Annotated in this window: 12 protein-coding genes and 1 other RNA gene; 6 read left to right on the top strand and 7 right to left on the bottom strand. The window is 44.1% G+C overall.

Annotated features, from left to right (window positions below; translation table 11 throughout):
- The first annotated feature begins 481 nt into the window (after positions 1-481).
- Positions 482-688 (top strand): DUF1107 domain-containing protein, encoded by a 207-nt coding sequence (locus VOR_RS0111295; RefSeq protein ID WP_010319814.1) that lies wholly within the window; start codon positions 482-484, stop codon positions 686-688.
- 74 nt (positions 689-762) lie between these two features.
- Here the strand turns inward: VOR_RS0111295 and VOR_RS0111300 are convergent, their stop codons facing one another.
- Genes VOR_RS0111300 through VOR_RS0111310 form a run of 3 tightly spaced genes read right to left on the bottom strand, consistent with a single transcriptional unit; the run spans position 763 to position 3774 of the window.
- Positions 763-1992 carry an FAD-dependent 2-octaprenylphenol hydroxylase gene (locus VOR_RS0111300; RefSeq protein ID WP_010319815.1) on the bottom strand — a complete coding sequence of 410 codons (1230 nt, stop codon included), beginning with the start codon at positions 1990-1992 and terminating at the stop codon, positions 763-765.
- 12 nt (positions 1993-2004) lie between these two features.
- Positions 2005-3186 carry a 2-octaprenyl-6-methoxyphenyl hydroxylase gene (gene ubiH, locus VOR_RS0111305; protein ID WP_010319816.1) on the bottom strand — a complete coding sequence of 394 codons (1182 nt, stop codon included), beginning with the start codon at positions 3184-3186 and terminating at the stop codon, positions 2005-2007.
- Between the two features lie 12 nt (positions 3187-3198).
- Positions 3199-3774: a YecA/YgfB family protein gene (locus VOR_RS0111310; RefSeq protein ID WP_010319817.1), complete on the bottom strand. Its 576-nt coding sequence runs from the start codon at positions 3772-3774 to the stop codon at positions 3199-3201.
- Between the two features lie 243 nt (positions 3775-4017).
- Here VOR_RS0111310 and VOR_RS0111315 point away from each other — a divergent pair, with 243 nt between their 5' ends.
- The 5 genes from VOR_RS0111315 to serA all read left to right on the top strand — a co-directional run bounded on the left by VOR_RS0111315 (position 4018) and on the right by serA (position 7337).
- Positions 4018-4326, top strand: coding sequence for a cell division protein ZapA (locus tag VOR_RS0111315; protein WP_010319818.1), 309 nt, complete (start codon positions 4018-4020; stop codon positions 4324-4326).
- 20 nt (positions 4327-4346) lie between these two features.
- A non-coding RNA gene (ssrS, locus tag VOR_RS18460) (6S RNA) lies at positions 4347-4531 on the top strand.
- Between the two features lie 2 nt (positions 4532-4533).
- Positions 4534-5124 (top strand): 5-formyltetrahydrofolate cyclo-ligase, encoded by a 591-nt coding sequence (locus VOR_RS0111320; RefSeq protein ID WP_010319819.1) that lies wholly within the window; start codon positions 4534-4536, stop codon positions 5122-5124.
- Between the two features lie 64 nt (positions 5125-5188).
- Entirely contained in the window at positions 5189-5845 is a 657-nt protein-coding gene (rpiA, locus tag VOR_RS0111325; protein ID WP_010319820.1) for a ribose-5-phosphate isomerase RpiA, read from the top strand.
- Between the two features lie 262 nt (positions 5846-6107).
- Positions 6108-7337 (top strand): phosphoglycerate dehydrogenase, encoded by a 1230-nt coding sequence (serA, locus tag VOR_RS0111330; protein ID WP_010319821.1) that lies wholly within the window; start codon positions 6108-6110, stop codon positions 7335-7337.
- A gap of 82 nt (positions 7338-7419) precedes the next feature.
- Here the strand turns inward: serA and ilvN are convergent, their stop codons facing one another.
- The 4 genes from ilvN to leuO all read right to left on the bottom strand — a co-directional run bounded on the left by ilvN (position 7420) and on the right by leuO (position 13083).
- Positions 7420-7914: an acetolactate synthase small subunit gene (ilvN, locus tag VOR_RS0111335; RefSeq protein WP_010319822.1), complete on the bottom strand. Its 495-nt coding sequence runs from the start codon at positions 7912-7914 to the stop codon at positions 7420-7422.
- 1 nt (position 7915) lies between these two features.
- Positions 7916-9655 carry an acetolactate synthase 3 large subunit gene (locus tag VOR_RS0111340; RefSeq protein WP_010319823.1) on the bottom strand — a complete coding sequence of 580 codons (1740 nt, stop codon included), beginning with the start codon at positions 9653-9655 and terminating at the stop codon, positions 7916-7918.
- A 430-nt stretch (positions 9656-10085) separates the two neighbouring features.
- Positions 10086-11894, bottom strand: coding sequence for an AMP-dependent synthetase/ligase (locus VOR_RS0111345; RefSeq protein ID WP_010319824.1), 1809 nt, complete (start codon positions 11892-11894; stop codon positions 10086-10088).
- A 229-nt stretch (positions 11895-12123) separates the two neighbouring features.
- A complete protein-coding gene (gene leuO, locus VOR_RS0111350; RefSeq protein ID WP_010319825.1) occupies positions 12124-13083 on the bottom strand; it encodes a transcriptional regulator LeuO in 960 nt (319 codons plus the stop codon).
- Positions 13084-13308 lie beyond the last annotated feature (225 nt).

The raw sequence follows: 13308 nt of genomic DNA on the forward strand, positions 1-13308 counted from the left end.
CATATTAAAAACATAAATAGTCGGTTTATTTGTTTTAACGTACTCTTGACGATGTTGGCTAAGGGCAAACAAAAAGTTGCCCTGACCAACAAAAAAGTGAATCCACTGATTGTTTCAGGACATCCACTTTTTGTGTAATGCATCTGTGACTATTCGCCCGCCTATTATTTAAGCGGGCTTTTTTTAGTCCATTTTTTAACCGAAATTTAACACTTTCCGGAAACAGCAGCTATTCTTTAAAGTGTAATATTTATCGTGCTTAATATGCATCAAGTGAATGGTGCACTGAACATTTTTTATCAGCACTATTTTGAGGAGATAATCACGTAAACATGGGTATTTATCCAACATTCTGCCTACGGCAGCACAAATATCCAAAAGAGTCACCAATAACTGCATATTCCTCTAGGGTAATCACACTATTTAGAGGCGCAATTTATTTATAATTTGCAGTGTTAGAATAACAGAAGGATCGTGAAGTATGAGACTGTTTAAGCGCTATACGCCTGGTATGATAGCTAAACACGTAAGTCGACTTTTTAAAGGAAGAATCTATATTTACGGGGTTGGAAAATTTGAATTCGATAATGGCAAACTGATCTTGCCAGAGCGCGCAGACAAGCGCCACTTTCAGACGGTGAAGGAAGTGAATCAGGAAATCATGAGACTACGCTGCGCCTACGCATAATACGAGTTTCATTAAAGAATTTTAAAAGGGTTGGCCATAAGCCAGCCCTTTTGCCATCATTAGGTTAATCACGGTTAGGGCTCAAGCAGCACCATTTTTCTCTTGGCCAGATCAGGTAAATCACCTTTTAAACCCAGTGCTCTTTTCATAATTTCATCTTTGGCCCCAGGAAGATGCCCAGCCAAGTGCATGCCAATGCCACGGATCAGTTTCTTCGCCGGGTTATCACCTTCAAAAAGATCTTTGAAACCTTGCATCGCGGCAATCATTTTGGCAGCTTCTGTTTTTCGCCAACGTTCATAACCTCGCAAATTTTTAAGCAAACCAATATCTTCACCTTGATGCCACAACGTGAGTAGTTCTTGAGCTAAGCTTGCAGCATCAAGTAAACCTAAATTAACGCCTTGCCCGGCTAGCGGATGGATGGTGTGCGCCGCATCACCAACGAGTGCGATTCGTTGTAAGGCAAAATCTCGGGCATAACGCATTTTAAGTGGGAAAGCGGCACGTTCACCAACCACCTCACACAAACCTAAACGATGATCAAACTCAGCGGTCAGTATCTTATTGAATTCGAGCTCGGACAGGCTGAGCAAGCGCTGTGCTCGGTTGGGCTCTGTAGACCAAACGATTGAGCTCATATGAGGATCAGACATAGGTAAAAAGGCCAGCGGACCTTGTGGTGTAAACACTTGCCTTGCCGTCGATTGATGTGGTTCCGCCGTGCGGACATTTGCCACCAGCGCACTGTGTCCATAGTCCCAATGGGTTAATGGAATGTCTTGCTGCTGACGAACCCAAGAGTTTGCGCCATCCGCCCCCACTATCAATTTTGCGGTGAGTGATTGGCCGTTATCGAGCGTTAGCCACGCCTCACCCTCTCCGACAGCCAGCGATTGGCATTGAGTGGGCATAAAGAGTGTCACATTCGCTTGCTTTTGTACTTGTTCGAGTAAGGCTAATTGAATGATGCGGTTCTCAACAATGTGTCCCAGATCCGGCTGAGTCATTTGATTGGCACTAAATTCGATCCGCGCAAAACTATCGCGTTCCCACACTTCCATCGCCGAATAAGGCGCAGCGCGACGAGAAATAATACCTTGCCATGCACCAAGGTTTCGCAACATGATTTCACTGGAACGACTTAAGGCGGAGACTCGCACATCAGGCAGCTCTGCCAGTTCAAGGCTGGGCACTCGGCCCTCAATCACGGCGATGCGCAGTTCGCTATGCTTTAATGCGGCGGCCAGTGCAAGGCCAACCATTCCGCCACCCACAATGACAATATCGACACTTTGCATCATATACAGACCCTTTTATCTATTCACTACGCCAAGCGTTCGGCGCAGTAGCGGCATTTTCAGCCACGGTAAATTATCCATCATCATGAGGCCTACATTGCGACCAATACGAGTGGTTAACCAATCATTGGAAAAGAGATGCACCAGTGATGATGTCAGCTTAATGGTGGCATCACGATCCGCTTCTCGGCGTTGGGAAAAAGCTTGTAAACCGCGATAGCAGCCAACATCGGCTTGCTGCTTGATAAGCTCATCCGCCAAGCTTGCCACATCTCGAATACCTAAGTTAAAACCTTGTCCCGCAATCGGATGTAATGTCTGAGCGGCATTGCCCACTATGGCAAAACGATGTGAAATGTTCTGCTCTCGATAACGCAGTTGTAATGGATAGCAGGCACGAGTGCCTACTTTATTCATTCGCCCTAAACGCCAACCAAACGCATCTTGAAGCTGTGCTAAAAAACCCTCATCACTGAGTGACAAAACTTGCTCGGCTTTCGCGGGAGGTAAACACCAAACTAAAGAGAGTCGATTATCACTCATTGGTAATAACGCTACAGGACCATCGGCGGTAAATCGTTCAAACGCTCGTCCTTGGTGAGCTTTTGAGCTCACCACGTTAGCAATAACCGCGACCTGTTCAAAATCATGCTCTTGTTGGATGAGGCCGATTTGCTCGCAGCAGGTCGATATCGCCCCATCAGCTGCGACCAATAATTTAGCTTGGATCGTTTGTTGATCGTTAAGGGTGACAATGACCTTATCCATACTGCGTTCCACTTGCTGAACCGCGCTTGGGCAAAATAACTCAATATGCGGGCTCTGCTGCATTTTTTGCGCGTAAATTTGCCCCGCATCGGCTAATTCAACCACGTAACCTAATGCTTCTAAATCGAGTTGCTGGCAAGTAATATCGGTCATCCCAATATGAGACCGATCCGACACATGAATATGTGTAATTGGGGTGACGACCTCTTGCAGTGATGGCCACAAGCAGAGATTTTGCAAAATTTGCACGCTACCGTAGGATAAAGCAATTGAACGCGAATCAAAGCCGGGATGGGCGAGCTTATCATCCAGCGGATACGCTTCGACCACAGCAATCGCAAGCTTTCCTTGAGAAAGCGTATCTAAGGCCAACGCCAGTGTCGCACCAGCCATCGCCCCACCAGCGATAATCACATCAAATTGCTTCACAGTAACCTCTCTTTAATGCACGGTCGGCTGAGTTTCTTGTAGAGGTTTGATACCAAATTCAGCATGAATTGTTAACACGCAAGCTTTTACATGCTCAATGACGTGTTCCAAAAGTTGAGCTTGCTCATCCAAATCATCCTCTTCATCGATACCGAGCTTGGCAATTTCTTCTAGATCAGCCAAGGATTCCTTAGTTTCTGCGGACGCTTTTTTCAAAACAACCCCAATCAAGCCAAGCCCAGAAATGAAGTGATTTACCCAGTCGGCTACGCCATCAGCCAAATCAAATACACTGGCACTCGCCTCTTCATCTGGCAACAGCAGTGACAACTCCATCTCGCTGCCAGTGAGCTCTTCGATTGTAAAGGTGAGTACTTGTTCAGCCAATGTCAATGGACGATCTGGCCAACCCATACCTTCGTTAGTGTAATCAAAAATAAGTGGCTGCCAGCTCTTATCATTTAAGCCCAGACCACCCGCTAGCATGCCCGTTAGCAACCCATGCAACTCAGCAGGGTTAACCGCAAGTGCTGCAGATTGAAGGGCAGTGGCAAGAGAAAGATAATCCGGTTGTTTTTTTTCGCTCATGGGAAGCTCGTAATAAAATCAAATAAGCGCGATCCTACCACTTAGCTTCCAATGCGAAAATGCTCAAAGCGTTAATTGTGGGTAGCTTTTACTCAATTTGCCTAATAACTGTGTTTTTAGTCCCTCATTTTTTACTGCTCGCTTTGAAAAGCTTGAATCTTAGGGCCGCTTTACCTATAGTTTCCACCTCGATGGGCATGTGAGTGGCACCATCTTAGACAGCGCGATAAGAGTTCATCCATCATGAGTAATCAAGCGGTAGACGTAGAAATTTTAGGAAAATTGACTCGTGTGAATTGCCCTGCGGGACAAGAGCAGTCTTTAATCCAAGCGGCACAAGATCTTGATAACCGATTGAAAGAGATGGCAGAGCGTACTAAAGTTACTAATGAAGTAAAACTACTCACGATTGCTGCGCTCAACATTTGTTATGAATTGCAAACTAAAAACAATGAGAGCCTAGGCCAACAAAATCAATTAACCGAGCGCATGGAACAGCTCGCTGCATCTCTTGAAGATGCCATCAGTAAAGTGAAGCTAGGACAGCAGTAGTCTTTACCAGCGTAACCAAATTTACCCTAGAGTGTTTGTCAGCCGGATTTAAGTCCCTGAGCCGATAAGCAACACCAAAGGGTTAGTACTTGGTAGCTATTGAGCAAGCTCGGCTCGTACCGAGAAGCCTGCGGTTACCATTGCTGATCCGCCTTGAACCAGCTGGTTCAAGGGCCAAAATCCGCAACGGCACTCTGGGGTATCCTTATGCAAAACACTCGACACACACTTCGTCAAGTCATCCGCCAGCGGCGTAAACAGCTATCACCTACGCAGCAAAAACACGCTTCAATTGAACTTGTCTCTCGTTTTTCAACACTGCCTGAAGTTTTAACGAGTCAGCACATTGCCCTCTACTTAGCGACCGATGGTGAGCTTGAAACACAACCGCTCATAGCGTGGTTATGGCAACAAGGCAAACAGACCTATCTTCCCGTTTTGCACCCCTTCTCGAGTGGGAATTTATTGTTCTTGCACTATGATGCTCAAACCATAATGACGCGAAATAAATACGGCATTGCCGAACCCAAGCTCAACCAAACATTGATCAAACCAGTAAATGAGCTAGATATCATCTGCACACCATTGGTGGCCTTTGATCAAACAGGGCAAAGGCTCGGGATGGGCGGCGGCTATTATGATCGTACGTTAGAAGCTTGGTTTAAAACGGGTAAAGGTGCCCTACCCATAGGTTTAGCTCATGATTGCCAACAAGTGACTCATCTGCCGAGCGAAGCATGGGATATACCTTTACCTCAAATAGTGACTCCAAGCCAAATCTGGCAATGGGAATCATAAATTATTGAGGCTATAATCGCCCCGCAACATTACCGTCACTATAAATCGATATCAGGAGATTGGCATGACTCAAGATGAAATGAAAAAAGCCGCCGGCTGGGCCGCACTCAAATATGTAGAAAAAGGCAGTATCGTTGGTGTGGGGACGGGTTCAACGGTGAATCACTTCATTGATGCACTGGGTTCGATTAAAGATGATATTAAAGGTGCGGTTTCAAGCTCTATCGCCTCAACAGAGAAGCTAAAAGGCCTAGGTATTGAAGTGTTCGACTGCAATGATGTCGATCAACTCGATATTTATGTTGATGGCGCAGATGAAATCAACCCTGCGCGCGATATGATCAAAGGCGGCGGCGCTGCGCTCACTCGAGAAAAAATCGTTGCCGCTATTGCGGATAAATTCATTTGTATCGTTGATGGCACAAAAGCGGTCGATGTTCTAGGTCAATTCCCACTTCCAGTTGAAGTGATCCCAATGGCACGCTCTTATGTGGCACGTCAACTGGTTAAACTTGGTGGTGATCCAGCCTATCGCCATGGCGTAATAACGGATAACGGTAACGTTATCTTGGATGTGCACGGACTAAAAATTACTGATGCCAAAGCATTAGAAGATAAAATTAATGGGATTGTCGGCGTAGTAACCGTTGGTTTATTCGCTCACCGAGGTGCTGATGTCGTCATCACTGGCACGGAAAATGGTGCCAAAATCGAAGAGTAAGTCACAAAATAAGGCTACTTTCCGTTATTTCATTACAAACGGCACCCATGGGTGCCGTTTTTCTTCGCTATGTCCTAGAAAATCATGCCTTATTTCGTAATTTTCTTACCCAAAACAAAAAAGTTTGTTACTTTATTGGTCAGAAGACGCACAAGGAAAACGTTTGTCTTCCAACAAAATGGTTAATCTTCCTCTTTACATTAGCCCTTTTGCTTTATGTGCTCCGTGTTTGCCCACCTTCCCATTTTTAAGGACGAGAATAATGGCCAAAGTGTCACTCGAAAAAGACAAAATCAAAATCTTACTCCTCGAAGGGCTACACCCTTCAACGGTTGAAGTACTGCAATCGGCTGGTTACAGCAATATTGAGTATCACAAAGGTTCTCTGGGTGATGAACAACTGATCGAAGCGGTGAAAGATGCTCACTTCATCGGCATTCGTTCGCGCACTAATTTGACCGAAGCGGTAATCAACGCGGCAGAGAAGTTGGTTGCTATCGGCTGCTTCTGCATTGGCACCAACCAAGTTGACCTCAATGCCGCCGCAAAACGCGGTATTCCTGTCTTTAATGCACCATTTTCGAATACTCGCAGTGTTGCTGAACTCGTTTTAGGCCAAACACTGCTACTACTGCGTGGGATTCCTGAAAAAAATGCATTGGCGCATCGTGGTATTTGGAAAAAAAGTGCTGATAACTCTTATGAGGCACGCGGTAAACGCTTAGGTATTATTGGCTATGGCCACATTGGCACCCAGCTCGGTATCATTGCCGAAAACCTCGGTATGCAAGTCTATTTCTATGACATAGAAAACAAACTCTCACTCGGTAATGCAACGCAAATACATACCATGAGCGAGCTACTGAATAAATGTGATGTCATTTCTCTGCATGTGCCTGAAACTCCAGATACTAAAAATATGATGGGTAAAGAAGAGTTTGCACGTATGAAGCCTGGCGCTATCTTTATCAACGCGGCACGCGGAACGGTAGTCGATATTCCCGCACTCTGCGATGCATTGGCATCAAACCATTTGGCTGGAGCTGCAATAGACGTATTTCCAGAAGAACCCGCCACAAACTCTGAACCTTTTGAATCCCCACTGATGCATTTTGATAATGTCATTCTGACACCGCACATTGGTGGCTCAACGCAAGAAGCACAAGAAAATATCGGTATTGAAGTAGCCGGTAAGTTGGCGAAATATTCAGATAACGGCTCAACCTTATCAAGCGTGAACTTCCCTGAAGTATCGCTGCCAATTCACCGCGATAGTTCACGTTTACTGCATATTCACGAAAACCGTCCGGGTATTCTGACACAAATCAACACCATCTTCGCTGAAGAAGGGATCAATATCGCCGCTCAATACTTACAAACGTCAGCGGATATCGGTTATGTGGTGATTGACGTAGAAACCGCTCGCTCTACGGAAGCTCTTACTAAGCTGAAAATCATCAGCGGCACCATTCGTGCGCGTATTCTTCACTAAGCACTTCTCCAGTAAAAGCACCAAACGACAAAAAGGCCACATAAAATGTGGCCTTCCTTATTTCGATAGGGAACTCGGTAAATTAAGCTTTAAGCGCTCGCTCCCCGCGAGCAATACCTACCACGCCACTTCGCGCGACTTCGATTACTTCAGTGACTTCCGACAACGCTTGAATAAAGGCATCGAGTTTTTCGCTGGTTCCAGCAAGCTGCACAGTATATTGCGCCGCAGTGACATCCACGATCTGCCCACGGAAAATATCCGCCGTACGTTTCACTTCGGCGCGCGCAAAGCCGCTGGCTTTGACTTTCACCATCATCAGCTCACGTTCAATGTGTTCACACTCCGACACTTCTTGCACTTTAAGCACATCAATCAACTTATGCAGTTGCTTTTGAATTTGTTCAAGTTGCATTTCATCGGTCTTAGTGGTGATGTTTAAGCGTGACAATGTTGCATCATCGGTTGGCGAAACCGTTAGTGATTCAATGTTATAACCACGTTGAGAAAATAGACCAACAACGCGAGACAAAGCACCTGATTGGTTTTCCATTAATATTGAAATAATGTGTCTCATATTATGTTCTCTCCGTTTTGCTTAACCACATTTTGTCCATCCCTTCACCTTTAATTTGCATTGGGTAGACGTGCTCCGTTTCATCCACATTAATATCAACAAAAACCAATCGATCTTTCATATCGAGTGCTTTTTTAAGCCCGGCTTCAAGTTCATCAGGCTGTGAGATACGGATGCCAACGTGGCCATAAGCTTCTGCAATGGCTGCAAAATCAGGAACAGAACTCATATAAGAATTTGAGTGACGTCCTTGATAAATAATATCTTGCCACTGTTTTACCATGCCAAGAAAACGGTTGTTTAAGTTAATAATTTTCACTGGAATATCATATTGCAACGCAGTAGAAAGCTCTTGAATATTCATTTGAATACTGCCGTCCCCAGTGACAATCACTACCTCTTCTTCTGGCATGGCAAATTTAACCCCCATTCCCGCGGGTAAACCAAATCCCATGGTGCCCAAACCGCCAGAGTTGATCCAACGACGAGGCTTATTGAATGGATAATAAAGTGCGGCGAACATTTGGTGCTGACCGACATCGGAGGCCACATATGCGTCTCCATTAGTCAGTTTATGCAAAGTTTCAATCACTTGCTGCGGCTTAATGCGTTCGCTGGATTTCTCATAAGCTAGGCATTGGCGGTCGCGCCAGCTTTGGATATCTTGCCACCATAGTTCAAGCGCCTGCGAATCATTACAGCCACCTTGTTCGCTGAGTAATTGCAGCATCGTTTCCAATACTTGATCAGCGGAGCCTACTATCGGCAGATCGACTGGCACATTTTTAGAGATCGACGAAGGATCAATATCAATGTGCATGATCTTAGCGTTCGGGCAATATTTTTCTAGATTATTGGTTGTACGGTCATCAAAACGCACGCCAATGCCGAAAATCAAATCCGCATTGTGCATCGCCATATTGGCTTCATACATGCCATGCATTCCAAGCATGCCTAACGCATTTTTATGAGTCCCCGGGAAAGCACCAAGCCCCATTAACGTGCTGACTACGGGTAAATTGAGCGTTTCAGCCAGCTGTAAAATGTGCTGATCTGCGCCTGAAATAACAGCGCCACCACCGATGTACAATACGGGTTTTTTGGCTTCTAACAACGCTTTTAGTGCCTTTTTAATTTGCCCTTTATGACCAGAAGTGGTTGGGTTGTATGAGCGCAGTTTGATTGACTCAGGATATGTATAAGGGAGTTTGATCTGAGGATTCAACACATCTTTAGGTAGATCGATCACAACAGGGCCAGGACGCCCTGTTGAAGCAATATAAAAGGCTTTCTTAATGGTTTCAGGAATATCTTCGGCTTTTTTTACAAGAAAACTGTGTTTGACGATCGGACGAGAAACCCCAACGATGTCGCATTCTTGAAACGCATCATTACCAATGAGGTTATTTGGCACGTTGCCTGATATAACAATCATTGGAATTGAGTCCATGTAAGCGGTAGCAATTCCTGTGACGGTATTCGTCGCCCCTGGGCCAGAGCAAACAAGTACCACACCCGTTTTTCCGGTTGCTCGAGCATAGCCATCTGCCATGTGCGTAGCCGCTTGCTCGTGGCGAACAAGGACATGTTTAATTTGGTCGGTTTTTGCGTGCAGCGCATCGTAAATATCAAGAACGGAACCGCCTGGGTATCCAAATATTTGCTCTACACCTTCTTCGATCAGAGATTGAACCACCATCTCTGCGCCAGATAACATCTGTTGATTGGATTGCGTTGCCATTTTTTCTCCTTACCAGTACCCAACACATGGTCAGTAAATGGGCCTGGTTTTACATAGTTTAGGGCTTATTTGTAGCCTAATTCGAAAACTTTCCACTTTCGGCTATGTCTTGCTTTTGTCATAACAAAAAACAAGGTAACGCAACAACTGTAACTCTTTCTTATCATCGGGTCGAACACCAAATAGTGCACACTTTGGCGAATATTTGGTTAAATGGAATTTTATTAGGCAACTATCGTAAAACTGGCATTAAAAACAGCTAAATTCATGCATAATTAGCAAAAATAAAGCAAAAAATATTACCATTCAGCAATGTAACGTCATAAGGAAGCGAGACTTAACTTCCATCGTAATATAAAAAATCCCCCACGCTTTATCTGAAAAGCAAATGGAGGATTTTTAAACAATTCAAAAACTATCTTAAGATAATCTACTCGCCTTTAGTCTTTTCTTTGTACATTTCTTCGATTTCATCTTGGTAACGATCGCTAATGACTTTTCTACGCAGTTTTTGAGTCGGCGTCAGCTCACCTTTGTCCATTGAAAAAGCCTTAGGTAATAATTTAAACTTTTTCACTTGCTCAAATTTGGCTAGCTCTTTTTGTAAATCATTGACTCGCTTTTCTAACATCTCAACCACTTGGTTGTTCTTGATAAGCTCTAATCTGTCATGATATTTGATGTTGAGCTCTTTGGCGTAAACCTCCAAGCTGTCATAACAAGGTACAATTAAAGCCGATACAAATTTACGTGTGTCAGCAATCACCGCAATCTGTTCAATAAAGTGATCTTTACCAATCGCTCCCTCAATAACTTGTGGCGCAATGTATTTACCACCGGAGGTTTTCATCAGCTCTTTGATACGATCAGTGATGAAGACATTACCTTGCTCATCAATATGCCCAGCATCTCCTGTTTTGAGAAAACCTTGTTCATCGAATGCTAACGCCGTTTCTTCAGCCATTTTATAGTAGCCGCGCATAACCATTGGCCCGCGAACTAGAATTTCATTGTTGTCACCGATTTTGACCTGAGCTCCTGGCATCGACATGCCGATTGAATCAGGATTAAAACACCGATCATCCCAACAAGAAACCGTTGCAGTGGTTTCCGTCATGCCATAGCCCAACTTCACGTTAATGCCAATGGCATGGAAAAATCGGCCGATGGTTTCATCTAATTTTGCGCCGCCGCAAGGCATGAAATTAATCCGCCCACCAAGCAATGCTCGCAATTTAGACAACACGATTTTGTCGGCTAACGCGTAGCTCTTTTTCAACATGAAGGATGGTTGGCGTGTTTCTTGGTGGCAAAGAGCCATCTTAGCTCCCATATTAACAGCCCAAGTAAACAGCACTTTTCGATGCAACGGCGCTTTCGAGACTTTTTCATGGATAGCAGAAAATATTTTCTCGTAGAAACGAGGAACGGCGCACATTACCGTTGGTTTTAGATCACTCAATGCATCACGTACTTGCATCGTATCCTGCAAATAACAGTTAGTTGCACCGCAGTAAAGAATATAAAAGGTCCACGCTCGCTCAAACACGTGCGAAAGCGGTAAAAAACAGAGTGACACATCATCGCTGGTGATATTTAAGCGCTCGTCGTGGCCTTCAAGCTGAGCACCAATATTGCGGTAATCGAGCATTACACCTTTAGGCTGGCCTGTGGTGCCAGAAGTATAGATAAGCGTCAGCAGATCATCGATATTAGCCTGTTCAAGGCGAGACTCTAATTCCGCTTGCTGGCCATCTGTATTTTGTTCAATAAAAGTATGCCAATGGATGCCATGTTGAAAACTTTTTAGATCAATGCCATCACTCATGGCGACAATTAATTTAAGCTGTTCGCACTCATCAAAAAAATCCAGTGCCGCATCGTATTGTGCCTGTTCACCAACCAAGAGCACTTTGACATCAGCATCTTGAATAATATAACTAGCCTGCGCTGGCGTATTGGTTGGATAAATAGGAACTGTCACCGCTCTTACCTGTAAAACGGCTAAGTCAGCTATCGTCCAATGCGGCATGTTATTAGAAAAAATCCCGACTTTATCTTGGATTTTTATAGCTTGTGCTAAAAGTGCAAGTGACATCGCATCGATCCGTTGACCAAATTGCTTCCATCTGATCCCATGCCACTCTTTCTCTATTTTGTGTTTTAGAGCAATGCACTCGCCGCCTTTCACTATTTGTTCACGAATTCTGGTTACGATATGAAAATTTAAATTGGACATCTTTTTTACCTATCGCTTACACATGTAAGCTTTTTGAGCGCACAAGTGTACATTTAGAAGCAAAAAAGGCAACTGACTGATATCAAAGTTATCGATTAAACATGCATATAAACATCCATAGAAAAAATAAACATCCATAGAAAAAAGCCCTGAATGGGTATAACCGATTCAAGGCTAAAAGAGGCGTATCAATAAGTTTAGATCACAGTACGAATTAACAAGTAAACGTTTAGTTCAATGCAACGACTTCGCCGCAAATAATCATTAACTGATCACGCAACCAAATATGGCCTTTGTCTTTTTCGCTAGACTCATGCCAACTGAGATAGCCACTGATTTGACCATTTGCAAATGGGAAATCGAGGATTTGTAACTGATCTCGGTTAGCCGCATTCTCAACCATCCAACGAGGCGCAATTGTCACCAATTCTGACTGGCCAACCACATAAAGCACGTTACTTAAACTGGTACCTTCATAAGAAGGCACACAGTCTAATTCGCGATATGCTTGCTCAGAAAAACTGCGTTGACCGTGCACTCGAGACAACTTTGCATGCTTTTCGACCATTAAACTATCAGCGCTAACGGCTCCCTGAATTCGAGAGTGAAACTTGGATGCCACCACCACTAATTCATCTTGGAAAATTTCCGTACTGGAGAAACCTTGCTCATCAAAACGTGCATAATCAATCACAAAATCGATCTCTTGATAACGCATACGCTCGGCTAACAAGCGGTTAAATTCCGCATCAAGATGAAGTTGGACCAAAGGTGCTTGCTCATGAACTGATGACATAATTTTCGCCGCGAAACGTATATCACAAGGGCTACAAATCGCTAATTTAAACAAGCGTGTTGATGTCTCAGGAGAAAACACAGAACTTGGCAATTCATTACGGATTAATTGCAGAGCTTGGCGCATCGGGCCAAACAACTGACGCGCGCGTTGGGTCGGTTGAATCCCGCGACCTTGACGCATAAACAGTTCATCATTAAACATCACTTTTAAACGTGCCACCGCATTGCTCACTGCAGGTTGAGACATACCTAAATTATGGGCGGCGCGAGTAATGTTTTGTTCTTGCATTACTGCATCAAAAACAGTCAACAGGTTTAAATCCACACCACGTAATGTGCTTTCCATGCGGTAACTAGCAATAGCGCTCATTGCATCTTTTTTATCTAACATTTTTGGGACGCCTCTTGTTGTTATCGTCAATACTGTAAAAGTAAATTTTTAGAATAGATAACCTGTCATTATTATATTTACCCAGACACGACTGGGTGGAGGCTACTATCTGCTAAGCATTTATCGATTAGCAACAAGATTGATAAAATATCAGTTTTTTTTATCCGAACAAAAAGATTGTTCTTATTTATCAGTATGATGTGTTTTTATAAAAAACCATAAAAC

The organism is Vibrio ordalii ATCC 33509, assembly GCA_000257205.1.
Taxonomy (GTDB): domain Bacteria; phylum Pseudomonadota; class Gammaproteobacteria; order Enterobacterales; family Vibrionaceae; genus Vibrio; species Vibrio ordalii.

Excerpts from the sequence above, each read along its gene's own strand:
- rpiA (WP_010319820.1), top strand. The coding sequence starts at position 5,189 with ATGACTCAAGATGAAATGAAAAAAGCCGCCGGCTGGGCCGCACTCAAA.
- VOR_RS0111315 (WP_010319818.1), top strand. The coding sequence starts at position 4,018 with ATGAGTAATCAAGCGGTAGACGTAGAAATTTTAGGAAAATTGACTCGT.
- VOR_RS0111295 (WP_010319814.1), top strand. The coding sequence starts at position 482 with ATGAGACTGTTTAAGCGCTATACGCCTGGTATGATAGCTAAACACGTA.
- VOR_RS0111320 (WP_010319819.1), top strand. The coding sequence starts at position 4,534 with ATGCAAAACACTCGACACACACTTCGTCAAGTCATCCGCCAGCGGCGT.
- ilvN (WP_010319822.1), bottom strand. The coding sequence starts at position 7,914 with ATGAGACACATTATTTCAATATTAATGGAAAACCAATCAGGTGCTTTG.
- serA (WP_010319821.1), top strand. The coding sequence starts at position 6,108 with ATGGCCAAAGTGTCACTCGAAAAAGACAAAATCAAAATCTTACTCCTC.
- VOR_RS0111310 (WP_010319817.1), bottom strand. The coding sequence starts at position 3,774 with ATGAGCGAAAAAAAACAACCGGATTATCTTTCTCTTGCCACTGCCCTT.
- leuO (WP_010319825.1), bottom strand. The coding sequence starts at position 13,083 with ATGTTAGATAAAAAAGATGCAATGAGCGCTATTGCTAGTTACCGCATG.
- VOR_RS0111300 (WP_010319815.1), bottom strand. The coding sequence starts at position 1,992 with ATGATGCAAAGTGTCGATATTGTCATTGTGGGTGGCGGAATGGTTGGC.
- VOR_RS0111345 (WP_010319824.1), bottom strand. The coding sequence starts at position 11,894 with ATGTCCAATTTAAATTTTCATATCGTAACCAGAATTCGTGAACAAATA.
- VOR_RS0111340 (WP_010319823.1), bottom strand. The coding sequence starts at position 9,655 with ATGGCAACGCAATCCAATCAACAGATGTTATCTGGCGCAGAGATGGTG.